The organism is Paenibacillus sp. FSL P4-0113, assembly GCF_038009305.1.
Taxonomy (GTDB): Bacteria; Bacillota; Bacilli; order Paenibacillales; family Paenibacillaceae; genus Paenibacillus; species Paenibacillus polymyxa_D.
In genome coordinates this window covers 4,025,001-4,047,789 of sequence record NZ_JBBPAZ010000001.1, presented here as the reverse complement: position 1 = coordinate 4,047,789, position 22,789 = coordinate 4,025,001, and the positions used below count along the sequence as shown (strand labels likewise).

The following is a 22,789-nucleotide window of genomic DNA, read 5'->3' as shown; positions in this document are numbered from 1 at the left end:
CAAATTGAAGCGTTGTTTAGAAATAAGGAGGAATCCCAATGGATATGAAGCATCTGCATTACTTTTGTGTCATCGTGGAGGATGGGCAAATCACCAAGGCTGCCAGAACGCTCAACATGGCCCAGCCTCCACTGAGTCAACAACTCAAAAATATGGAGGACGAGCTTGGCGTAAAGCTGATTTACCGTGAAGGAAAGAAGTGGGAAGTTACCGAGGCCGGGTATACACTGTATACACGCGCCAAACGATTATTGGCTGAAATGGAGGACACCTGTAGAGAAATTGGGGAGTTTGAAAACAAAGTAACCGGCACACTTGCTATAGGCACGTCATCCGCCTGTATGTCTCTGATTACTGAACAACTCAGCCGCTTTCATCAGGATTATCCAGAGGTATACATTAAAATAGGACACGGAGACACACATCATCTGGAAGAGCTGCTGCACCAAAATAAAGTGGATCTGGCCCTGTTGCTGCTTCCGGTAGATGACAAATCGTACCATTCAATTGAGTTGGAGGGCGTTTCCTTTGTTGCCGTACTTCCGTCTGAATGGGCAGATCGTCATCCCAGTGGGGAAATTACGTTACAAGAAGCTGCCAACTATGACCTCTTGCTGGGACGCCGAACAGAGGGACACGGACTATACGAAACCGTCATACGCAAATTTCAGGAACACCATCTTGTTCCGCGTGTCGTACTGGACTGTCCTGAAATATCGACCATTCTCTCGCTCGTTTCCACAGGCATGGGAATTACCATCATTCCAGACGCTGGCTTGGGACAAGAATACGGGGACAGATTTCGCACACTCTCCATTAAGGAGCCGTTCCCCTTCACACGGCCTGCCGTCGTATGGCGCAAGGATCGTTATTTATCCAATGCAGCTCGCAAATTGGTTGAACTGCTACAAGCTGAAAACACAAAAAAGACTGTTCCCGAGTAGATGCTCTACCGCTCTACTCCTGAAACAGTCTGATGCTGGATAAACTTCCTTCATTCGGTCGTTGATATCGCCTTACTTGACTCCCTGATGTCGATACTCGGTTGGAGTCATTCCACATTTGCGCCGGAATACCTGTGTAAAATGCCGCATATCCTGATAGCCGATCCGCTCTGAAATATCAGCCAGCCGCAAATGAGGATCACTGAGCAACCGCTTCGCCTCCTCCATACGCAAGGAAATGACGTAATCCTTATAGCCTTGTCCCGTCTTTTGCTTAAATAACTGGCTAAAATACACCGGATTTAAAAATACAATTGAGGCCACTTTTTCAAGTGACAGCTCCTCTGTAAAGTGAGCCCGAATGTATTGCAACGCCACATCTACCGTATGCATGCCTTTGCGGAGACATTCTCCTGTATCCGTTGCTGCGGCTGCAATCTCCTCTGGCGTACGTCTTAGCCGCGCCACCTCTTCAGGTATGGAAGCAAAATTGTGATGAACACCCGAACGTGTAATTTGTAGGGGCACCTTCACATAACGCTTCAAATGGGATTCGAGCAACGTCTCTAGCCGTGCGGCCTCTGCCTCACTCCTTAGCCTTGCAATACCCAGCAGACTATGGCGGTCTAGACTAACGACAAAGCCGCTGCCCCCTGCCTCAACGAGTTCGGACAGTACATTTTCAATCATAAAATGCTCCAGATGTGTCTGCTTGTGATCAGGTTCCATGCGAACCATGAAGAGATGGAATTCCGGATAATTTTCGACAAAAGGCTGTATATCCAGCTTACCAGTATCCAATCCAAGGGCATAGCGCTGGAAAACGGCCTCACGCAAATAAACCATATTGGATTTGAGAAGCCTACCCTCGTTCGCCTGCTGCGAGGCTACAAGCGCCTCGGCTGCCAACATTTCAATGCATTCCAGCAGCTTTCTTTTACCAATCGGCTTTAACAGGTAGTCTTTGGCACCCAGCTTTACTGCTCTTTGTGCATAATGGAAGTCGGAATGGGCCGAAATGACAACCCACTGCAGATGAGGATGCTTTCGCTTAGAAATACGCATGAATTCCAGACCATCCATGCCAGGCATCAGGATATCAGTTAATACAATATCTACAGGATGCTCCGCCAGAATGCCTGCTGCTTCCTCGGTGGAAGCAGCGAGATGAATGCCGCAGGTGGGTAGAGCTTGGCCAATGGTACGCCGAATCCCCTGCCGTATCATACTTTCATCGTCAGCTATCAGAATATTCATGTTTCTCCTCCTTCTGTGGCAGAGGCACACTTACAGTGGCTGTTGTTCCGGCCCCAGGTGCGCTAGAGATCCGTAGGCCGTACTCTTCTCCGAACATGTGCCGTAGCCGTAAATTTAGGTTTTGCAGGCCGATGCCTCCCGCCTGCCCGCTGCCCGCCTGTTTGCCGGGTTCTGCCAAAGCGACCTGGACCACCTCCCATCGTTCGTACTCCATCCCTGCACCGTTGTCGATGATGTGCAGGCTCAATACACCCTCATATTCCTCCGCTCTGACGAGCAGCTTGCCACCTGTATTCGCATGAAGAGGCTCCAGTCCGTGCTTCACCGCATTTTCAATCAAGGGCTGTAAGGTCATTTTTGGCAAGCGGATATCCATCCATCGTTCATTAATGCTAATGTCTACAGATACCCTGCCCTCCAGCCGAGCTTGAATAATGGTGAGATAGTGGCCAACCTGCTCCACTTCTTCACGAAGGCTTACATCAGCCCCCTCTTCCCAATGGCTACTGTAACGGAACATATGGGATAAGGAGAGAATCACCTCTCCGAGCTGATCCTGCCCCTCTTCGTCCAGCATCCAATAGATCATATCCAGCGTATTATACAGAAAATGTGGATTGACCTGCGTCTGTAGCGCGTGTAGCTCCGCATTTTTTTCACTGACCGATGATATACGCACCAGCTCGATTAGCTCTGCAATTCGTCTTACCATATGGTTAAAGGAAGTAGCTAACTGATTGATTTCTTCATAGGATTTGGTGTTTACCGTATGGCGGAAATTCCCTGTCTCTACTCGCTTCATCTCCCGAATGACTCGCTTGAGCGGAAGGGAAATGCTTCTGGAGACGATGGACGCAATTAACGCCGACACAATAATAAGTATAGGTGCCACGATAAATAGGTACCTTTGATTTTGCACCAGCTCCACGTTCAGATCCTTACTAGGTGTCACACTAATCACAGACCAGTCGGCAAACGGCAACTTGGAAGCGATTACAACATTCTCATTACTTCGATTTACAATAACTTCCCCCTCTGGCACCTGCTGCTCTAGATTTCGCAAATCCGGTGGCGGATCAGGGGAAGTGGCCGACACAATTCGATTTTCATGACCCAGCAGATATACCTGACTATTGGTACCTAACCGCAAATTGTGGAGAGCCGACAAAACAGAACCCGGCTCAGCCTCAAACAAGACAATACCAATCGGCTTGTGCTCATCCAAATCATAGAGCTGCCGTCCAAACGCAAATACGGGTCTGGTTTCCACCTGATCAATGACAGAGTGAGGATACACGCCCAGCCATGCAATTTTTCCCGCCGACTTTCGAATTTCCTTATACCATTCCGTCTGTTCGTAATGAGTATCAATGACATTCATATAATTGCCATAGTTATATACCTTGCCTGTGTCTGTGATGACATGGATGCCAATCAGATCTTCACGCGAATAATAGATAGCCCCCAGAATATTCGTAATCGTACGTTCGTTGATGTAATTGACAGCAGGTAAATCAATACTATCCGTCGTCAACAGACGAACCAAATCCATATTGTTGCTGATTGATTTGGAGAGACTATTATAGCTGCCGAGCAGCAATTCGAACAGTCCTGCCGTCTGGGATACATTTTTACGCGCCAGCTCGCTGACCTTATCATGGAACTGCACCGTAGTACGGTTGTAAAATAATAGACTGACCGCCAGCACAATGCCCGACATGCTTAATAGGAACAGAACAAACAAGCGGTATTGAATGGATTGAAAACGGCGCATCATACCTCTCTGCGCTCCTTTCGCATCGGCCGCCTATCCTTTAACCGCTCCCGCAACCATGCCCTTGGTGATATTTTCGGACAGAACAAAATAAATAATAATGACCGGTAAGGCACCCATGACTAGAAAAGCGCCAATATTACCGTAGTTCACAGAATACTGGCTGACGAACGTATATACGCCGAAAGGGAGAGTTTTGAGCTTCTCGGACGAGATAAAGGTGGCAGCCATAATGTATTCATTCCAGATATTAATGAAAGTTAAAATACATACCGTCATGGTAGGCGGAATCGAGATGGGTAAGATTACACTGCGGAAAATACGATAAATGCTCGCTCCGTCAATGTAAGCGGACTCTTCAATTTCGTGGGGAATGGACCGCATAAAGCCGGATAGGATGAAGACCGCAATCGGTGTCTGAAAAGCAATGTAGGGTAAAATCAATGAGAAATACGTATTCAGAATATGGACATTTTTAAACATCACCATCAGCGGCAGTAGTGTAGCTTGCATCGGGATCATCATCCCGATCAGAAACATGGTCAGCACAACAGCCCCGAAGCGCCAACGAAAACGTGTAATCGCATAAGCAGTCATCGAGCTTAATAAAATGACGAAAATCATCGTAACCCCGGTTACCAGCACACTGTTTCCTAAATAACGCAAGTAGCTCCCTGATTCATAGGCTTCCTGATAGTTGTGCCACTGAGGCACTTGAGGGAGTGCAAAGAAGCTTGAGCTCAATATCTCTTCATTTGTCTTCAACGAATAGGTCAGAAGCCAAAAGAGTGGATACAGCTGCGTGACCATTAAGATTGCCAATAAGGAAAAGACTCCCGTTTTCTTCAAGACATTCAACAGTTCCATCTCCTTTAGCTTACCTTATTTTCGATTCGTTTGAAAACAAAATTTATCACAATTGTAAATGACAAGCAAATCACTACGAGAATTGAAGCCAATGCGCTGCCATATCCGTATTTCATCGATAAAAAGGACATATTGTACATATACGTAGATACTGTATCCGTCGCATGGGCTGGTCCTCCACCCGTCATCACCCAAATCAAATCAAACGATTGCAGGGAGCCGATAAATGCTAATACAATTGATATCTTGAAAATAGGTACAATGAGCGGCAGCGTAATATAGCGGTCTGCTTTGAATCCTTCAGCTCCATCAATTTTGGCTGCTTCGTACAGCTCATTCGGTATATTTTGTACCCCGGTAAACTGGATAAGCAAATGATAGCCAAAATACTGCCATAACGATACAAAATAGAGGGCGTACATCGCGATCAGCGGTTCCGTCAGCCATGAGCGTGTCCAGCTTTCCAGCCCAGTCGCCAGCAAAATACCGTTCAGCATTCCACCCATCGAGGCTGGATTATAGATCGTCTTCCACAGCTGCCCGATAATGACCACCGACAGAATAACCGGCAGAAAATACATCGTTACCAGCGTATTGGCCTTACGCACATAGCGATTAAGCAAGATCGCCAGCAGCAGACAGAACGGAATTTCCAGCATGGAAAACACAGCGAACATCATAGTCCGTTTCACGGACGGCCAGAACACTGAATCTGATGTGAAAATCCGCTCAAAATTAGCCACCCCCACAAACTTTGCCTCGGCGATTCCGTTCCAATCCAGCAATCCGCAATACACCGACACCAGAATCGGAACAAATACCATACAGGTATACAGCAACAGGCAGGGTAGCACGAAAACGGCAATGGTACGTGCTGGCACCTTCAGTACATTCATGCTCTAATCTCCTTTATGTTGATTCTGAACATCTTCTGAGGATGTACAACCTACATGATTTCCGATCAGGGAAGAAGCATTCCGCCCCCTCCCTAGTGCCTGCTACTTCGGGATTTTGCAAAATTCCATTCCAGTCATTCCAAAGTGCAATATCTAGATGAACTAGGCCATTTCGATCTATAATACTGTTCATCGGAAGTCGCTTACTGGATTTTTGTAAAATCCTCACTTATTTATTCGCTTCAAAAGTGTTTTGATGTTCCTTGGCAACTTGTGCGGAGTCTTCTTTTTGTACGAACAGGTTTTGAATGCTACTCAGATGCGCCTGCGCAATAGCCGGATTCATCGTATTATCAAAGGCGAGATCGCCCCCTTTTACATTCTTGAACAGCTCATTAAGACTAATTGCTAACTCGGAGTAGCCCGCTTCCTTCAGGTCCCCTTTCATTTTCTGACCACTGCCAATCGCATTTTTCAGATCAAACTGAATTTTGGGCATCTCCTTAATAAAATAATGCAGAAAATCCTTCGTCTCCTGTAAATGTTCACTGTTCGCAGATACCGCAAATGCGCTGCCCGGCGCAATTACGTACTCATTCACATCACCCTTGCCATTCACCGTAGGGAATTGAAACGCTCCTACCTTACCCGCTACCGAAGAAGCATCAATTGACCCCGTTTCCCACGTACCCATGATATACATCGCGGCTTTTCCTGTTTTAAAAATATTACCACCTGCATTGTAGTCAATAGACGTAGCTCCATCCGGGAAAGCTCCTGCCTGCACCAATTCCTGAAATGCATCCACCGCTTCCACAAAAGCCGGGTCGTTAAACGTCTTTTTGCCGTCCAGTACATCATTGAGAAAATTCGGTCCTTCATTCGTACGCAACAAAATGTTCATAAAAAGGAGGGACCCCGTCCATGAATCCTTTTCCCCAATGGCAATCGGAGTAATTCCCTTCGCCTTCAGCGTTTTGACCGTCGTAATCAGCTCGTCAAAGGTGGTCGGCAACTTCTGGATTCCCGCCTGCTTGAACAGTTCCTTATTGTAAAACACCACTTCTATATTGTTGCCGTCCGGAAAAGCGTAGAGCTTATCATCGAAGCTATAGTAATTAAGAAGTCCATTCTGGAACGTATCTTTTAACCCCTCTTTATCAGCCACATCGTTTAATGGAGCTAGCAGCCCGGCATCTACGAATGGCTTCATCTGTGCAGCAGGGTTTACAATCGTGATATCAGGCACTTCCTTCGCCGCTGCCTGTGTTTTCAGCTTAAGCTTTTGTTGATCTGTATTTAGCGAATCCAATTCAATTTTGACATGAGGATGATCCTGCTCGTATTGACCTACAATTTGCTTAATCATTTTGTACGAAGGGGTGCTCGGATCAGGATTGATGTTCTGAAAGGTAATCGTAACATCTTTCGTTGCGGTGCCTTTGCTCGGTTCTCCTGAATTTCCCGGACTTGCGCTTTGTCCGTTATTACAAGCTGCCAGCGTCAATGCCAAGGCGCTCGCCATCATAATAGCAAACGCTTTCATTTTTGTTCTGCTCATGGTCTTTTTCCTCCTCTTGTTGAAGCATTGCGCAATTTGCCCTCCTTATTGGTGGACACTCAATGCCCGCTTGTTCTTTTCATTATGTTCCATAGAAAAGACGTGAACAATGCGTGAACTTAAGGAGAAGGGTTTGTTTTTTCAAGCCCTCATTTGCGTGCTTCAAAATTCATTCATATCATAACTTGCAATTTATCTAGAACACAGGCATAATATGAATAAGATCATCATTTGATAATGATTATCATTATTAAATGATAAATACACATAGACTTTAAAGGAGGCAGGACCGCAGTGAAAGAAACTTTCAGTAAAACCTCCCTGCATATTGATGATTATTTGGACCTTCTCAATCTTGCCGTACAAGTCGGAGATACCAAGTGGCAAAAAGAAATTACCCGTAAACTTCAAGCCTTGAGTGTCCTTCAGACAGAACAGGTTGAAATAGATTAACTGCCCCAGTTAATACTGTCCTCAGTTAAAAATGCTGACTAGGCACCACTATATAAAGGACAACCAAGATACCATAAAACTTTTGACCGAATCCATAATGGTGATCTTTCAGGTGAATGATAAATAAATCGGTTATAGGAAAAAGAGCACAGCCTTAACGGGCTGTGCTCTCTTTTATCGTGCTTGGCGACGTCCTACTCTCCCAGGACCCTGCGGTCCAAGTACCATCGGCGCTGGAGGGCTTAACGGTCGTGTTCGGGATGGGTACGTGTGGAACCCCTCCGCTATCGCCACCAAACATGAATTTGCTACGCAAATTCTTCCGTACGGCTATTCGCTTCATCACTTATCGTGTGAATGAATAGCCATGCGCTTGTCGTATGTCACTTGTACATACCTTCAAGGTTACACCCTGAAAACTGGATCCGAAACTCATTGCGCTTTATCTTTAGGATAAGCCCTCGACCGATTAGTATTGGTCAGCTCCATGCATTACTGCACTTCCACCCCCAACCTATCTACCTCGTCGTCTTCAAGGGGTCTTACATACTGGGAAATCTCATCTTGAGGGGGGCTTCACGCTTAGATGCTTTCAGCGCTTATCCCTTCCGTACATAGCTACCCAGCGGTGCTCCTGGCGGAACAACTGGTACACCAGCGGTACGTCCATCCCGGTCCTCTCGTACTAAGGACAGCTCCTCTCAAATTTCCTACGCCCACGACAGATAGGGACCGAACTGTCTCACGACGTTCTGAACCCAGCTCGCGTACCGCTTTAATGGGCGAACAGCCCAACCCTTGGGACCTACTTCAGCCCCAGGATGCGATGAGCCGACATCGAGGTGCCAAACCTCCCCGTCGATGTGGACTCTTGGGGGAGATAAGCCTGTTATCCCCAGGGTAGCTTTTATCCGTTGAGCGATGGCCCTTCCATGCGGTACCACCGGATCACTAAGCCCGACTTTCGTCCCTGCTCGACTTGTAGGTCTCGCAGTCAAGCTCCCTTCTGCCTTTGCACTCTTCGAATGATTTCCAACCATTCTGAGGGAACCTTGGGGCGCCTCCGTTACTCTTTAGGAGGCGACCGCCCCAGTCAAACTGCCCACCTGACACTGTCCTCGCACCGGTTCACGGTACCAAGTTAGAACCTAGATACGATCAGGGTGGTATCCCAAGGATGCCTCCCTTCAAGCTGGCGCTCAAAGTTCTACGGCTCCCACCTATCCTGTACAGATCGTACCCAAATTCAATATCAAGCTGCAGTAAAGCTCCATGGGGTCTTTCCGTCTTGTCGCGGGTAACCTGCATCTTCACAGGTATTAAAATTTCACCGGATCTCTCGTTGAGACAGCGCCCAAGTCGTTACGCCATTCGTGCGGGTCAGAATTTACCTGACAAGGAATTTCGCTACCTTAGGACCGTTATAGTTACGGCCGCCGTTTACTGGGGCTTCGGTTCATAGCTTCGCCCCGAAGGGCTTACCACTCCCCTTAACCTTCCAGCACCGGGCAGGCGTCAGCCCGTATACTTCGCCTTGCGGCTTCGCACAGACCTGTGTTTTTGCTAAACAGTCGCTTGGGCCTTTTCACTGCGGCCCCCTCGGGCTATTCACCCTACCGAGGCACCCCTTCTCCCGAAGTTACGGGGTCATTTTGCCGAGTTCCTTAACGAGAGTTCTTCCGCGCGCCTTAGAATTCTCTTCTCGCCTACCTGTGTCGGTTTGCGGTACGGGCACCTTCTCCTGGCTAGAGGCTTTTCTTGGCAGTCTGAGATCATGACCTTCGCTACTACAATTTTCGCTCCCCATCACAGCCCAGCCTTAACGATATGCGGATTTGCCTACACATCAGCCTCACTGCTTAGACGGACATCCATCAGTCCGCGTCACTACCCTACTGCGTCACCCCATCGCTCATAGCGGATTACGGTGGTACAGGAATTTCGACCTGTTGTCCTTCGACTACGCCTATCGGCCTCGCCTTAGGTCCCGACTTACCCTGAGCGGACGAACCTTCCTCAGGAACCCTTAGGCTTTCGGCGGATCTGATTCTCACAGATCTTTTCGTTACTCATACCGGCATTCTCACTTGAATGCAGTCCAGCGCTCCTTACGGTACACCTTCAACCCGCATTCAACGCTCCCCTACCCCTGATGCAAGCATCAAGCCATAGCTTCGGTGGTGTGTTTAGCCCCGTTACATTTTCGGCGCAGAGTCACTCGACCAGTGAGCTATTACGCACTCTTTCAATGGTGGCTGCTTCTAAGCCAACATCCTGGTTGTCTGTGCAACTCCACATCCTTTCCCACTTAACACACACTTGGGGACCTTAGCTGATGGTCTGGGCTGTTTCCCTTTCGACAATGGATCTTAGCACTCACTGTCTGACTCCCGGAACTAAATCTATGGCATTCGGAGTTTGACTGAGCTTGGTAACCCTTGCGGGCCCCGCACCCAATCAGTGCTCTACCTCCACGATTCTTCTTTCCGAGGCTAGCCCTAAAGCTATTTCGGGGAGAACCAGCTATCTCCGGGTTCGATTGGAATTTCTCCGCTACCCCCACCTCATCCCCGCATTTTTCAACATGCGTGGGTTCGGGCCTCCAGTGCGTGTTACCGCACCTTCACCCTGGACAGGGGTAGATCACCCGGTTTCGGGTCTACGTCCACGTACTCAAGTCGCCCTATTCAGACTCGCTTTCGCTGCGGCTTCAGCTCTTCACCTTAACCTTGCACGGGAACGTAACTCGCCGGTTCATTCTACAAAAGGCACGCCATCACCCATAGATCGGGCTCTGACTTCTTGTAAGCACACGGTTTCAGGATCTATTTCACTCCCCTTCCGGGGTGCTTTTCACCTTTCCCTCACGGTACTGCTTCACTATCGGTCGCCAGGGAGTATTTAGCCTTGGCAGATGGTCCTGCCGGATTCATACGGGGTTTCACGTGCCCCGCACTACTCGGGATCCGTCTCGGAGAGAACAAGTTTTGAACTACAGGGCTTTTACCTTCTCTGGCGGGCCTTTCCAGACCTCTTCATCTAACCGGTTCCTTTGTAACTCCATGTGAGACGTCCCACAACCCCAAGGAGCAAGCTCCTTGGTTTGGGCTAATCCGCGTTCGCTCGCCGCTACTGACGGAATCACTATTGTTTTCTCTTCCTCAGGGTACTTAGATGTTTCAGTTCCCCTGGTCTGCCTCTATTCTGCCTATGTATTCAGCAGAAAGTGACTGTCGATGAAGACAGCCGGGTTTCCCCATTCGGACATCCCCGGATCAAAGCTTGCTTACAGCTCCCCGAGGCCTTATCGTTGTTCGCCACGTCCTTCGTCGGCTCCTGGCGCCTAGGCATCCTCCGTGTGCTCTTTGTAGCTTAACCTAGTATTTACATCGTAAATACGATTTGCTTTGAATTTCGGTTCAACACTTACGTGTGAATGAAATTCAAGGCAGCTACCTTTATTTCACTTGTTTACACAAGATCAGCTTAAAGGAATATTCTAAAACGCAATTTCGTTTCGGTATCCAGTTTTCAAGGTGCAAAGCTGTAAACAACCAGCTTTTTTTGAGAGTTTGAGCTCTCAAAACTGAGCAACGAGTGAGTAGTTTTTGAAGCTTACGCTTCATATTTGAATGTTTCCATCGCAGGAAACGATTCTCCATAGAAAGGAGGTGATCCAGCCGCACCTTCCGATACGGCTACCTTGTTACGACTTCACCCCAATCATCTACCCCACCTTCGGCGGCTGGCTCCCTTGCGGGTTACCCCACCGACTTCGGGTGTTGTAAACTCTCGTGGTGTGACGGGCGGTGTGTACAAGACCCGGGAACGTATTCACCGCGGCATGCTGATCCGCGATTACTAGCAATTCCGACTTCATGTAGGCGAGTTGCAGCCTACAATCCGAACTGAGACCGGCTTTTCTAGGATTGGCTCCACCTCGCGGCTTCGCTTCCCGTTGTACCGGCCATTGTAGTACGTGTGTAGCCCAGGTCATAAGGGGCATGATGATTTGACGTCATCCCCACCTTCCTCCGGTTTGTCACCGGCAGTCTGCTTAGAGTGCCCAGCTTGACCTGCTGGCAACTAAGCATAAGGGTTGCGCTCGTTGCGGGACTTAACCCAACATCTCACGACACGAGCTGACGACAACCATGCACCACCTGTCTCCTCTGTCCCGAAGGAAAGCCATATCTCTACAGCGGTCAGAGGGATGTCAAGACCTGGTAAGGTTCTTCGCGTTGCTTCGAATTAAACCACATACTCCACTGCTTGTGCGGGTCCCCGTCAATTCCTTTGAGTTTCAGTCTTGCGACCGTACTCCCCAGGCGGAATGCTTAATGTGTTAACTTCGGCACCAAGGGTATCGAAACCCCTAACACCTAGCATTCATCGTTTACGGCGTGGACTACCAGGGTATCTAATCCTGTTTGCTCCCCACGCTTTCGCGCCTCAGCGTCAGTTACAGCCCAGAGAGTCGCCTTCGCCACTGGTGTTCCTCCACATCTCTACGCATTTCACCGCTACACGTGGAATTCCACTCTCCTCTTCTGCACTCAAGCTCCCCAGTTTCCAGTGCGACCCGAAGTTGAGCCTCGGGATTAAACACCAGACTTAAAGAGCCGCCTGCGCGCGCTTTACGCCCAATAATTCCGGACAACGCTTGCCCCCTACGTATTACCGCGGCTGCTGGCACGTAGTTAGCCGGGGCTTTCTTCTCAGGTACCGTCACTCTTGTAGCAGTTACTCTACAAGACGTTCTTCCCTGGCAACAGAGCTTTACGATCCGAAAACCTTCATCACTCACGCGGCGTTGCTCCGTCAGGCTTTCGCCCATTGCGGAAGATTCCCTACTGCTGCCTCCCGTAGGAGTCTGGGCCGTGTCTCAGTCCCAGTGTGGCCGATCACCCTCTCAGGTCGGCTACGCATCGTCGCCTTGGTAGGCCTTTACCCCACCAACTAGCTAATGCGCCGCAGGCCCATCCACAAGTGACAGATTGCTCCGTCTTTCCTCCCTCTCCCATGCAGGAAAAGGATGTATCGGGTATTAGCTACCGTTTCCGGTAGTTATCCCTGTCTTGTGGGCAGGTTGCCTACGTGTTACTCACCCGTCCGCCGCTAGGTTATTTAGAAGCAAGCTTCTAAATAACCCCGCTCGACTTGCATGTATTAGGCACGCCGCCAGCGTTCGTCCTGAGCCAGGATCAAACTCTCCATTAAAGACCAACCGAAGCTGGTTTATAGAAAGAGCGATAAGCTCATGTTGAAACTGACGAGATAAAATATCTCTTGTTTGATTTTGCGAACAAAATCGTTTTACTCACTCGTTGTTCAGTTTTCAAAGATCAAACATTTTTCTTTCGCTGCGTTTTTCAGCAGCTATAAGATCATATCATGTTCGTTTCAAAAATGCAAGGGCTATTTTTTTTAAAAAAGATCATTTCACCCAAGTTTTTCGCTTTTGAAACTGCTGTTTTGTTGTCAGCTAAAATAATATATCATTTTCGGCCAGAGAAAGCAACTTGTAAAAATATCCTTTTTTTTAAAATATGGGATTTCTTCCTCCTTTTATTCAACCATTATTAGAATTAGCTCCACTGTTACTTCAAAACGGTTGGTGCATAAAATATCATGCATTCAGTTCCATTTAATATATATACTTTATTGCTAATTAGCCGCTATACGACGTTAATTAGTTATTTGGTAATCTATGTTGTTCGTACCCCATGTGCTAGATTGCTATAAGACCTGCGGCAAGGCGAAGTCTCTTGGACCCCGCCTAATGGTATTCATATATTAGAGGCGACAAATTTCATGGGCACATTGGCCGTACGAAGGACAGCAGCACATGCCACGTAATACCTTGAGATCGTGAATGACAATCTTTCCATCCCTTGTATCTAGGGTTCCCTGCTCTTTCAGCGCGCTCAGCATCCGGTTCACACTCTCGCGCGTCGCTCCAATCATCTCACCTAATTCGGAGTGACTTAGCTTCATATTTAGTAAAATGCCATCCTTCACAGCCACGCCACATGTATTGCTAGCACGGATCAATGTAGACGCTAACGCTCCAGTTTTACCATACAACAGTAAGTCCCGAAAACGCGATTGCATAATGCGTTGCTTCATCGCCATCCACTGGATGAACTGAAGTGCCATTTCCCCATTTTTGGACAAGAGCGACTCCAGATCCTTAACAAGCACGACGCCTAACTCACACACATCAGCTGTTTCCGCAGTGCAACTATACTCTTCTCCATCTATCCCGCTAAATTCCCCAATTAAGTCGCCTTGATGCTGAATGGTCAGAATCAGTTCTTTACCATCTTCTGTCGATTTACGAAGTTTGACATGACCTGAATGTATATAATAAAGCTGCTCTGCATCATCGCCCTCTCGGAAAAGCATAACGCCTGCCTTTACCTTCTTCCAGGACATAATATCTTTTAGCAGATCAAAATGCTCATCTGTCAAATAAATCTGAATTCCCGTGCGTTCCGCTTCGTCCCCAAACCGTTCCATACAAGTGGCTTGCATGTTAGCGTCCTCCTCGTGTTTACCTGATATCTATATCATAATGTTTTAACGCCTGGGTTGTTATCGGGAGAACACCTGATTTTATACCTTCCTACTCCCTGATTTGCTGTGATAAATATCACTTCTGAAGTAAGCTAACGCCCCATTTATCGACCATTTCCCTACTCCTTATCCGACCAGATGAAAAGTCAGTGTTTCCTGCGCCTATAGATCAGGGGGTTCCCCGATCTACTTTTGCAACTGTCGAAACTACAATGAACTAGAGATATAGTTTGGTTATGAAAAAGGATGTGTCTTCTATGCTACAAATAACGGATGAAATGCGAAAAGAACTGAACCAGTTGAGAGATACTATTTATGGTGATCTCACTGCCCTTGCATTTATGTCCAAGTCAGGTGGTAAGTTGCATTGGTATTACGCCTCTGGTAGCCGAAGCAATCGCTATCGCCTTATTTCTTTTAAGATTGGCCATGGTATTGCCGGTATGGCTGTTCGCTTGGGGCGTACCGTAACTGTAAGTGCTTTGCTATCAGGTAGTATACGTCTGCGTCAGGAATGTGCACTAATGCTGGCCGAGCAGCTTCACTCTGCTGTTGCCATTCCCTTTTCCAGCACAGGAGATCTGCCCAACGGTGTGCTGCTTCTTGGTAATCGTGATGTGAGGATGTTCACAGAGTCTGATATAGCCGAGGCTACTCAAGTAGCTCAACGCCTTAGCCAACTATGTGCTTACCCTCTCACTCCATAGCTCAACAATGTTTCTATAGATAATGATCCTCATCAGATACTTGATGTAGCTGTCCCTAACTATCTTTGTTGATTGAAATCCCTAAAATTTGCTATGATTATGACAAAACGTACGGTTTTTTACCGTTCGAGGGGATGACAAATTGATTCGTATACTAGTAGTGGATGATCACGTTGTCGTACGTTCTGGCCTCATGGCCCTATTGGACGGCAAAAACGGTATTAAGGTAGTAGGAGATGCAGCAGACGGGGATGAGGCAATCCGCAAGGCATTGGAGCTACAACCTCATGTTGTGCTCATGGATTTTAGCATGCCACCTGGAAAAGATGGTCTCACAGCAACCACTGAATTAAAAAAACAGCTGCCCGATACAGAAGTCCTTATTTTAACGATGCATGACGATGAAGAATATCTGTTCCGAGCCATTCAAGCTGGAGCATCCGGATATATTTTAAAAAGCGCACCTCACGAGGAGTTACTCGCTGCCATCCAGTCTGTGGCCGAAGGTAGTGCCTATTTGTACCCGAATGCAACCAAACGACTGATGAGTGAATATCTGGACAAAATCAAACAGGAAGGCATAGCCGGACCCTATGAATCCTTGTCTGAGCGGGAAAAAGAGATTCTATCCTGGGTAGCCAAAGGATATGCCAACAAGGAAATTGCCGAGCACCTGGTGATTAGTGTCAAAACCGTAGAGTCCCATAAAAGCAATCTTATGGAGAAGCTTAACTTGAAAACACGACCTGAGCTAGTCAAATTCGCACTAAAAAAGGGGCTACTCCATTATGAATGAACCTTCTAACCCTTTACTGCAGCATGCCTTTGGTGAATCAACCGATAAACTGCTGAATGATCTGGAAATTTATATACCAGAATCCCCTTTTCTTCATGCGCTGCGTAACTCACTCCACCAATTATCCAATCTGAAATTTGCCCTAGATACGTCTTCCATCGTTGCTTTGACCGATCATCGAGGTATTATTCAGTACGTAAACGACAAGTTCTGTGAGATTTCGCAATACAGTCGTGAAGAGTTGATCGGTCAGGATCATCGTCTCATTAATTCAGGCTATCATACCCCCGCCTTCATGAAAAACCTGTGGACTACGATCCGTTCAGGTGAGGTATGGCAAGGAGAAATACGTAATCGTGCTAAAGATAACAGCTACTACTGGGTGAATACTACGATCGTTCCGTTTATGGACGAGGAAGGTAAACCCTATCAGTACTTAGCGATCCGCAATGAGGTCACTAAACTGAAGAGAGTAGAAGCTGAACTTCAGTCTATGATGACACAAGTCATGCAAATACAGGAAGAAGAACGTAAACGCTTTTCAAGAGAGCTGCATGATGGGATAGGGCAAAGCTTATTTTCACTTATTATCCAATTGGATAGCCAACTTGCCGAACAACCTAGTGCTACTCTGGAGAATCTTCGTTCGCAGGTGACCGACATCATCAAAGATGTTCGTGGTCTAGCGTGGGAACTTCGTCCCTCAGTTCTGGATGATCTGGGTGTCGTCCCAGCCATAAGAACCTATATTGAAAACTTCTGTTCTCATTACGGGATTGAGGTGCATTTTCAATGCAATCTACGTAAACGGGTTGATATTCGCAAGGAAATTGCAATTTATCGGATTGTACAAGAGGCATTAACGAATGTAGCCAAATACGCAGATGTAGCAGAGGCATATGTCGACGTTGAGGATCAAAATGAAATGATACAAGTGACGATTCGGGATAAAGGCATTGGATTCTCTGGAAAGTCCCAAGGAGAGGGAGTTGGATTGTTCAGTATGGAAGAACGAGCTAGAGGGGTAGGGGGATTTATGAGCATAACCTCTGCTCCAGACGAGGGAACCTCCATCCAGCTGACCATTCCCGTGTAAAAACTGTCCACTAGATCGGTTATCGGTGTATACCAGTTGCATGATCAGAACGATATACACCGATACCGAAGATTATGGATAATCAACACATTGTGGATTACATGAGGATAAATACAAAAAAAGAGAGAGCTCTGTCCCCAGACAGGCTCTCTTTATTTATAAGGTGTCACCACTGAGGCAACAAGAATCCGCTATAGCAAAAAGCGGGTGATGGGAATCGAACCCACGCTACCAGCTTGGAAGGCTGGAGTTCTACCATTGAACTACACCCGCAAAACAGTATCGGGATGACACGATTTGAACATGCGACCCCCTGGTCCCAAACCAGGTGCTCTACCAAGCTGAGCTACATCCCGACATTATACATTTTTTAGGAAATGGCGCGCCCTGAGAGATTCGAACTCCCGGCCTTTTGATTCGTAGTCAAACGCTCTATCCAGCTGAGCTAAGGGCGCATATTAAATTCCATAATGAGTAGTCAAGGCGCCACCCAGATTTGAACTGGGGATGAAGCTTTTGCAGAGCTTTGCCTTACCACTTGGCTATGGCGCCGTATGGATAATGGAGCGGACGACGGGAATCGAACCCGCGACCCTCGCCTTGGCAAGGCGATGCTCTACCGCTGAGCCACGTCCGCAAAATATGGTGCGGTCGAGAGGACTCGAACCTCCACGGGGGGTTAGCCCACACGGACCTGAACCGTGCGCGTCTGCCAATTCCGCCACGACCGCAAAGTAATTATAAATGGTGAGCCATGAAGGACTCGAACCTTCGACACCCTGATTAAAAGTCAGGTGCTCTACCAACTGAGCTAATGGCTCTTAATGGCTGGGGATATAGGATTTGAACCTATGCATGACGGAGTCAAAGTCCGTTGCCTTACCGCTTGGCTAATCCCCAATAAATTAAGAATAAAGGGCGGCCGATGGGGCTTGAACCCACGAATGCCGGAGTCACAGTCCGGTGCGTTAACCACTTCGCCACGACCGCCATATGATTATGAAAAGACTGGTGGAGGATGATGGATTCGAACCACCGAACCCGTAAGGGAGCAGATTTACAGTCTGATGCGTTTGGCCACTTCGCTAATCCTCCAAAATGGTGCCGGCGAGAGGACTTGAACCCCCAACCTACTGATTACAAGTCAGTTGCTCTACCAGTTGAGCTACACCGGCACATTACTCATTTCCCACTTGAAAGGTGGCTCGGGACGGAATCGAACCGCCGACACGAGGATTTTCAGTCCTCTGCTCTACCGACTGAGCTACCGAGCCATATTAAATTTTATTACTACATCATATAATCCGCACTATATATGCCAATTATATATGAAGCTAAAATGGCGGAACTGACGGGATTCGAACCCGCGATCTCCTGCGTGACAGGCAGGCATGTTAGGCCTCTACACCACAGTTCCAGAGGCATTTCCAATAGGAAATTAATTGCGGGGGCAGGATTTGAACCTACGACCTTCGGGTTATGAGCCCGACGAGCTACCGAACTGCTCCACCCCGCGACATTAAAAAGCATTTCTCAAATTTTCTTATGGTGGAGGCTGAGGGGATCGAACCCCCGACCCTCTGCTTGTAAGGCAGATGCTCTCCCAGCTGAGCTAAGCCTCCATATTATGACCCGTAGGGGATTCGAACCCCTGTTACCTCCGTGAAAGGGAGGTGTCTTAACCCCTTGACCAACGGGCCTTGCAAAATAAGTTCTGGTCTCAATAAATTTATGGCGGAGAGAGAGGGATTCGAACCCTCGCACCACTTTCGCAGTCTAACCCCTTAGCAGAGGGTCCCCTTATAGCCACTTGGGTATCTCTCCGAGTAGCGGCAGAGGGGATCGAACCCCCGACCTCACGGGTATGAACCGTACGCTCTAGCCAGCTGAGCTACGCCGCCACCTTAATATATAAAAGTCAGAAATATTCAAAATATGGCTCCCCGAACAGGACTCGAACCTGTGACAACTCGATTAACAGTCGAGTGCTCTACCAACTGAGCTATCAGGGAATATTGGTGGAGCCAAGCGGGATCGAACCGCTGACCTCCTGCGTGCAAGGCAGGCGCTCTCCCAGCTGAGCTATGGCCCCAATCTTTTTGTTATTCTAGAAGTGGTGGGCCTTAGTGGACTCGAACCACCGACCTCACCCTTATCAGGGGTGCGCTCTAACCAGCTGAGCTAAAGGCCCTAACATGTAAAAATTTATCATCCTCTAAAGGATATCGCTTGGCGACGTCCTACTCTCCCAGGACCCTGCGGTCCAAGTACCATCGGCGCTGGAGGGCTTAACGGTCGTGTTCGGGATGGGTACGTGTGGAACCCCTCCGCTATCGCCACCAAACATGAATTTGATATGCAAATTCTACCGTATTGAAACTCGGTTCATCACAGCTGTGTGAATGAATTTCAATGCGTATTTCGTATGTATTTCTACATACCTTCAAGGTTACACCTTGAAAACTGGATCCGAAACTCATTTGCGTTTTATTCTTAGGATAAGCCCTCGACCGATTAGTATTGGTCAGCTCCATGCATTACTGCACTTCCACCCCCAACCTATCTACCTCGTCGTCTTCAAGGGGTCTTACATACTGGGAAATCTCATCTTGAGGGGGGCTTCACGCTTAGATGCTTTCAGCGCTTATCCCTTCCGTACATAGCTACCCAGCGGTGCTCCTGGCGGAACAACTGGTACACCAGCGGTACGTCCATCCCGGTCCTCTCGTACTAAGGACAGCTCCTCTCAAATTTCCTACGCCCACGACAGATAGGGACCGAACTGTCTCACGACGTTCTGAACCCAGCTCGCGTACCGCTTTAATGGGCGAACAGCCCAACCCTTGGGACCTACTTCAGCCCCAGGATGCGATGAGCCGACATCGAGGTGCCAAACCTCCCCGTCGATGTGGACTCTTGGGGGAGATAAGCCTGTTATCCCCAGGGTAGCTTTTATCCGTTGAGCGATGGCCCTTCCATGCGGTACCACCGGATCACTAAGCCCGACTTTCGTCCCTGCTCGACTTGTAGGTCTCGCAGTCAAGCTCCCTTCTGCCTTTGCACTCTTCGAATGATTTCCAACCATTCTGAGGGAACCTTGGGGCGCCTCCGTTACTCTTTAGGAGGCGACCGCCCCAGTCAAACTGCCCACCTGACACTGTCCTCGCACCGGTTCACGGTACCAAGTTAGAACCTAGATACGATCAGGGTGGTATCCCAAGGATGCCTCCCTTCAAGCTGGCGCTCAAAGTTCTACGGCTCCCACCTATCCTGTACAGATCGTACCCAAATTCAATATCAAGCTGCAGTAAAGCTCCATGGGGTCTTTCCGTCTTGTCGCGGGTAACCTGCATCTTCACAGGTATTAAAATTTCACCGGATCTCTCGTTGAGACAGCGCCCAAGTCGTTACGCCATTCGTGCGGGTCAGAATTTACCTGACAAGGAATTTCGCTACCTTAGGACCGTTATAGTTACGGCCGCCGTTTACTGGGGCTTCGGTTCATAGCTTCGCCCCGAAGGGCTTACCACTCCCCTTAACCTTCCAGCACCGGGCAGGCGTCAGCCCGTATACTTCGCCTTGCGGCTTCGCACAGACCTGTGTTTTTGCTAAACAGTCGCTTGGGCCTTTTCACTGCGGCCCCCTCGGGCTATTCACCCTACCGAGGCACCCCTTCTCCCGAAGTTACGGGGTCATTTTGCCGAGTTCCTTAACGAGAGTTCTTCCGCGCGCCTTAGAATTCTCTTCTCGCCTACCTGTGTCGGTTTGCGGTACGGGCACCTTCTCCTGGCTAGAGGCTTTTCTTGGCAGTCTGAGATCATGACCTTCGCTACTACAATTTTCGCTCCCCATCACAGCCCAGCCTTAACGATATGCGGATTTGCCTACACATCAGCCTCACTGCTTAGACGGACATCCATCAGTCCGCGTCACTACCCTACTGCGTCACCCCATCGCTCATAGCGGATTACGGTGGTACAGGAATTTCGACCTGTTGTCCTTCGACTACGCCTATCGGCCTCGCCTTAGGTCCCGACTTACCCTGAGCGGACGAACCTTCCTCAGGAACCCTTAGGCTTTCGGCGGATCTGATTCTCACAGATCTTTTCGTTACTCATACCGGCATTCTCACTTGAATGCAGTCCAGCGCTCCTTACGGTACACCTTCAACCCGCATTCAACGCTCCCCTACCCCTGATGCAAGCATCAAGCCATAGCTTCGGTGGTGTGTTTAGCCCCGTTACATTTTCGGCGCAGAGTCACTCGACCAGTGAGCTATTACGCACTCTTTCAATGGTGGCTGCTTCTAAGCCAACATCCTGGTTGTCTGTGCAACTCCACATCCTTTCCCACTTAACACACACTTGGGGACCTTAGCTGATGGTCTGGGCTGTTTCCCTTTCGACAATGGATCTTAGCACTCACTGTCTGACTCCCGGAACTAAATCTATGGCATTCGGAGTTTGACTGAGCTTGGTAACCCTTGCGGGCCCCGCACCCAATCAGTGCTCTACCTCCACGATTCTTCTTTCCGAGGCTAGCCCTAAAGCTATTTCGGGGAGAACCAGCTATCTCCGGGTTCGATTGGAATTTCTCCGCTACCCCCACCTCATCCCCGCATTTTTCAACATGCGTGGGTTCGGGCCTCCAGTGCGTGTTACCGCACCTTCACCCTGGACAGGGGTAGATCACCCGGTTTCGGGTCTACGTCCACGTACTCATTCGCCCTATTCAGACTCGCTTTCGCTGCGGCTTCAGCTCTTCACCTTAACCTTGCACGGGAACGTAACTCGCCGGTTCATTCTACAAAAGGCACGCCATCACCCCTAGATCGGGCTCTGACTTCTTGTAAGCACACGGTTTCAGGATCTATTTCACTCCCCTTCCGGGGTGCTTTTCACCTTTCCCTCACGGTACTGCTTCACTATCGGTCGCCAGGGAGTATTTAGCCTTGGCAGATGGTCCTGCCGGATTCATACGGGGTTTCACGTGCCCCGCACTACTCGGGATCCGTCTCGGAGAGAACAAGTTTTGAACTACAGGGCTTTTACCTTCTCTGGCGGGCCTTTCCAGACCTCTTCATCTAACCGGTTCCTTTGTAACTCCATGTGAGACGTCCCACAACCCCAAGGAGCAAGCTCCTTGGTTTGGGCTAATCCGCGTTCGCTCGCCGCTACTGACGGAATCACTATTGTTTTCTCTTCCTCAGGGTACTTAGATGTTTCAGTTCCCCTGGTCTGCCTCTATTCTGCCTATGTATTCAGCAGAAAGTGACTGTCGATGAAGACAGCCGGGTTTCCCCATTCGGACATCCCCGGATCAAAGCTTGCTTACAGCTCCCCGAGGCCTTATCGTTGTTCGCCACGTCCTTCGTCGGCTCCTGGCGCCTAGGCATCCTCCGTGTGCTCTTTGTAGCTTAACCTAGACTTTTCTTTGATAAAAGAAAATGTCGATGTTCGATAAAGAATGATTTTTGCCAAAGGCAAAAGATCTTTCCTTACCTGCTACCTTTATTTCACTTGTTTACACAAGATCAGCTTAAAGGAATATTCTAAAACGCAATTTCGTTTCGGTATCCAGTTTTCAAGGTGCAATTCGCTTCATCGAAGCGAAACCCGATGAATATTTCGGTTCCACACGAACGTGTGAATGAAGTATTCGTCGAAGCTTGAGAGTTTGAGCTCTCAAAACTGAGCAACGAGTGAGTAAGTTCAGGATATTCATTTCATTCACACGAACGTGATGAACCGGAATGAATATCCGGTCGCAGGTACGTTATACCTGCTAATTTGAATGTTTCCATCGCAGGAAACGATTCTCCATAGAAAGGAGGTGATCCAGCCGCACCTTCCGATACGG

At 48.4% G+C, this 22,789-nt stretch carries 11 protein-coding genes, 21 tRNA genes and 6 rRNA genes (1 of these 38 running past the window's edge); 5 read left to right on the top strand and 33 right to left on the bottom strand.

The genetic code is table 11. From position 1 onward, the window contains the following. Positions 1 to 38: 38 nt before the first annotated feature. Positions 39 to 944 (top strand): LysR family transcriptional regulator, encoded by a 906-nt coding sequence (locus MKX46_RS17495; protein WP_029514655.1) that lies wholly within the window; start codon positions 39 to 41, stop codon positions 942 to 944. A gap of 72 nt (positions 945 to 1,016) precedes the next feature. Here the strand turns inward: MKX46_RS17495 and MKX46_RS17490 are convergent, their stop codons facing one another. The 5 genes from MKX46_RS17490 to MKX46_RS17470 form a co-directional block, all read right to left on the bottom strand. Continuing rightward, positions 1,017 to 2,201 (bottom strand): response regulator, encoded by a 1,185-nt coding sequence (locus tag MKX46_RS17490; RefSeq protein WP_029514654.1) that lies wholly within the window; start codon positions 2,199 to 2,201, stop codon positions 1,017 to 1,019. Continuing rightward, complete coding sequence (locus tag MKX46_RS17485) at positions 2,182 to 3,978, bottom strand: cache domain-containing sensor histidine kinase (protein WP_341071538.1); 1,797 nt, start codon at positions 3,976 to 3,978, stop codon at positions 2,182 to 2,184. Before MKX46_RS17485 ends, MKX46_RS17490 begins: the two co-directional genes overlap by 20 nt. Before the next feature lie 30 nt (positions 3,979 to 4,008). After that, on the bottom strand, positions 4,009 to 4,842 hold the full coding sequence (locus MKX46_RS17480) for a carbohydrate ABC transporter permease (RefSeq protein ID WP_069010722.1): 834 nt from the start codon (positions 4,840 to 4,842) through the stop codon (positions 4,009 to 4,011). A gap of 5 nt (positions 4,843 to 4,847) precedes the next feature. Beyond that, positions 4,848 to 5,738, bottom strand: coding sequence for a carbohydrate ABC transporter permease (locus tag MKX46_RS17475; protein ID WP_341071537.1), 891 nt, complete (start codon positions 5,736 to 5,738; stop codon positions 4,848 to 4,850). Between the two features lie 229 nt (positions 5,739 to 5,967). Next, positions 5,968 to 7,299 carry an extracellular solute-binding protein gene (locus MKX46_RS17470; protein WP_029514650.1) on the bottom strand — a complete coding sequence of 444 codons (1,332 nt, stop codon included), beginning with the start codon at positions 7,297 to 7,299 and terminating at the stop codon, positions 5,968 to 5,970. A 294-nt stretch (positions 7,300 to 7,593) separates the two neighbouring features. Here MKX46_RS17470 and MKX46_RS17465 point away from each other — a divergent pair, with 294 nt between their 5' ends. After that, positions 7,594 to 7,752, top strand: coding sequence for a hypothetical protein (locus MKX46_RS17465; protein WP_165147892.1), 159 nt, complete (start codon positions 7,594 to 7,596; stop codon positions 7,750 to 7,752). Between the two features lie 181 nt (positions 7,753 to 7,933). Here the strand turns inward: MKX46_RS17465 and rrf (MKX46_RS17460) are convergent. From rrf (MKX46_RS17460) to MKX46_RS17445, 4 genes are all read right to left on the bottom strand, one after another. Further along, positions 7,934 to 8,050, bottom strand: a 5S ribosomal RNA gene (gene rrf / locus MKX46_RS17460). Between the two features lie 151 nt (positions 8,051 to 8,201). Next, positions 8,202 to 11,130, bottom strand: a 23S ribosomal RNA gene (locus MKX46_RS17455). A 286-nt stretch (positions 11,131 to 11,416) separates the two neighbouring features. Then, positions 11,417 to 12,972, bottom strand: a 16S ribosomal RNA gene (locus MKX46_RS17450). Together the 16S, 23S and 5S rRNA genes form the textbook arrangement of a ribosomal RNA operon. 576 nt (positions 12,973 to 13,548) lie before the next feature. After that, the gene (locus MKX46_RS17445; protein WP_029516024.1) at positions 13,549 to 14,289 is read right to left on the bottom strand and encodes a Crp/Fnr family transcriptional regulator; all 741 of its coding nucleotides are present in this window, start codon (positions 14,287 to 14,289) and stop codon (positions 13,549 to 13,551) included. Between the two features lie 299 nt (positions 14,290 to 14,588). On the opposite strand from MKX46_RS17445, the gene MKX46_RS17440 reads away from it, so the two are divergent. From MKX46_RS17440 to MKX46_RS17430, 3 genes are all read left to right on the top strand, one after another. After that, on the top strand, positions 14,589 to 15,038 hold the full coding sequence (locus MKX46_RS17440; protein WP_029516025.1) for a GAF domain-containing protein: 450 nt from the start codon (positions 14,589 to 14,591) through the stop codon (positions 15,036 to 15,038). Positions 15,039 to 15,180: 142 nt separating this feature from the next. Beyond that, on the top strand, positions 15,181 to 15,834 hold the full coding sequence (locus tag MKX46_RS17435) for a response regulator (protein ID WP_165150863.1): 654 nt from the start codon (positions 15,181 to 15,183) through the stop codon (positions 15,832 to 15,834). Beyond that, the gene (locus MKX46_RS17430; protein WP_029516027.1) at positions 15,827 to 16,930 is read left to right on the top strand and encodes a PAS domain-containing sensor histidine kinase; all 1,104 of its coding nucleotides are present in this window, start codon (positions 15,827 to 15,829) and stop codon (positions 16,928 to 16,930) included. Before MKX46_RS17435 ends, MKX46_RS17430 begins: the two co-directional genes overlap by 8 nt. A gap of 202 nt (positions 16,931 to 17,132) precedes the next feature. Here MKX46_RS17430 and MKX46_RS17425 read toward each other — a convergent pair. From MKX46_RS17425 to MKX46_RS17310, 24 genes are all read right to left on the bottom strand, one after another. Then, positions 17,133 to 17,203, bottom strand: a tRNA-Gly gene (locus MKX46_RS17425). Positions 17,204 to 17,212: 9 nt separating this feature from the next. Further along, positions 17,213 to 17,286: transfer RNA gene (locus tag MKX46_RS17420), tRNA-Pro, on the bottom strand. A gap of 22 nt (positions 17,287 to 17,308) precedes the next feature. Further along, a tRNA-Arg gene (locus tag MKX46_RS17415) sits at positions 17,309 to 17,385 on the bottom strand. Between the two features lie 26 nt (positions 17,386 to 17,411). Next, a tRNA-Cys gene (locus MKX46_RS17410) sits at positions 17,412 to 17,482 on the bottom strand. A 10-nt stretch (positions 17,483 to 17,492) separates the two neighbouring features. After that, positions 17,493 to 17,567 (bottom strand) — tRNA-Gly (locus MKX46_RS17405). Between the two features lie 6 nt (positions 17,568 to 17,573). Then, a tRNA-Leu gene (locus MKX46_RS17400) sits at positions 17,574 to 17,661 on the bottom strand. A 14-nt stretch (positions 17,662 to 17,675) separates the two neighbouring features. Beyond that, positions 17,676 to 17,751: transfer RNA gene (locus MKX46_RS17395), tRNA-Lys, on the bottom strand. A 4-nt stretch (positions 17,752 to 17,755) separates the two neighbouring features. Continuing rightward, positions 17,756 to 17,830: transfer RNA gene (locus MKX46_RS17390), tRNA-Gln, on the bottom strand. Between the two features lie 17 nt (positions 17,831 to 17,847). After that, a tRNA-His gene (locus tag MKX46_RS17385) sits at positions 17,848 to 17,920 on the bottom strand. Between the two features lie 19 nt (positions 17,921 to 17,939). Next, positions 17,940 to 18,025, bottom strand: a tRNA-Tyr gene (locus MKX46_RS17380). Positions 18,026 to 18,029: 4 nt separating this feature from the next. Beyond that, positions 18,030 to 18,105, bottom strand: a tRNA-Thr gene (locus MKX46_RS17375). Between the two features lie 26 nt (positions 18,106 to 18,131). Next, positions 18,132 to 18,204 (bottom strand) — tRNA-Phe (locus MKX46_RS17370). A gap of 66 nt (positions 18,205 to 18,270) precedes the next feature. Further along, positions 18,271 to 18,347: transfer RNA gene (locus MKX46_RS17365), tRNA-Asp, on the bottom strand. Between the two features lie 25 nt (positions 18,348 to 18,372). Then, a tRNA-Met gene (locus MKX46_RS17360) sits at positions 18,373 to 18,446 on the bottom strand. Positions 18,447 to 18,476: 30 nt separating this feature from the next. After that, a tRNA-Val gene (locus MKX46_RS17355) sits at positions 18,477 to 18,552 on the bottom strand. A gap of 6 nt (positions 18,553 to 18,558) precedes the next feature. Continuing rightward, positions 18,559 to 18,630: transfer RNA gene (locus tag MKX46_RS17350), tRNA-Glu, on the bottom strand. 32 nt (positions 18,631 to 18,662) lie between these two features. After that, a tRNA-Ser gene (locus MKX46_RS17345) sits at positions 18,663 to 18,754 on the bottom strand. Between the two features lie 3 nt (positions 18,755 to 18,757). Further along, positions 18,758 to 18,831 (bottom strand) — tRNA-Met (locus MKX46_RS17340). Positions 18,832 to 18,866: 35 nt separating this feature from the next. Beyond that, a tRNA-Asn gene (locus MKX46_RS17335) sits at positions 18,867 to 18,942 on the bottom strand. 4 nt (positions 18,943 to 18,946) lie between these two features. Continuing rightward, positions 18,947 to 19,022 (bottom strand) — tRNA-Ala (locus MKX46_RS17330). Positions 19,023 to 19,044: 22 nt separating this feature from the next. Beyond that, positions 19,045 to 19,121: transfer RNA gene (locus MKX46_RS17325), tRNA-Ile, on the bottom strand. Between the two features lie 36 nt (positions 19,122 to 19,157). Then, a 5S ribosomal RNA gene (gene rrf / locus MKX46_RS17320) occupies positions 19,158 to 19,274 on the bottom strand. Positions 19,275 to 19,424: 150 nt separating this feature from the next. Beyond that, positions 19,425 to 22,352, bottom strand: a 23S ribosomal RNA gene (locus tag MKX46_RS17315). A gap of 403 nt (positions 22,353 to 22,755) precedes the next feature. Next, positions 22,756 to 22,789: ribosomal RNA gene (locus MKX46_RS17310) — 16S ribosomal RNA — on the bottom strand (it continues 1,522 nt past the right edge of the window).

What these genes read in the sequence shown, in the direction of transcription:
- MKX46_RS17495 (WP_029514655.1), top strand. Translation starts at nt 39, where the DNA reads ATGGATATGAAGCATCTGCATTACTTTTGTGTCATCGTGGAGGATGGG.
- MKX46_RS17490 (WP_029514654.1), bottom strand. Translation starts at nt 2,201, where the DNA reads ATGAATATTCTGATAGCTGACGATGAAAGTATGATACGGCAGGGGATT.
- MKX46_RS17485 (WP_341071538.1), bottom strand. Translation starts at nt 3,978, where the DNA reads ATGATGCGCCGTTTTCAATCCATTCAATACCGCTTGTTTGTTCTGTTC.
- MKX46_RS17480 (WP_069010722.1), bottom strand. Translation starts at nt 4,842, where the DNA reads ATGGAACTGTTGAATGTCTTGAAGAAAACGGGAGTCTTTTCCTTATTG.
- MKX46_RS17475 (WP_341071537.1), bottom strand. Translation starts at nt 5,738, where the DNA reads ATGAATGTACTGAAGGTGCCAGCACGTACCATTGCCGTTTTCGTGCTA.
- MKX46_RS17470 (WP_029514650.1), bottom strand. Translation starts at nt 7,299, where the DNA reads ATGAGCAGAACAAAAATGAAAGCGTTTGCTATTATGATGGCGAGCGCC.
- MKX46_RS17445 (WP_029516024.1), bottom strand. Translation starts at nt 14,289, where the DNA reads ATGCAAGCCACTTGTATGGAACGGTTTGGGGACGAAGCGGAACGCACG.
- MKX46_RS17440 (WP_029516025.1), top strand. Translation starts at nt 14,589, where the DNA reads ATGCTACAAATAACGGATGAAATGCGAAAAGAACTGAACCAGTTGAGA.
- MKX46_RS17430 (WP_029516027.1), top strand. Translation starts at nt 15,827, where the DNA reads ATGAATGAACCTTCTAACCCTTTACTGCAGCATGCCTTTGGTGAATCA.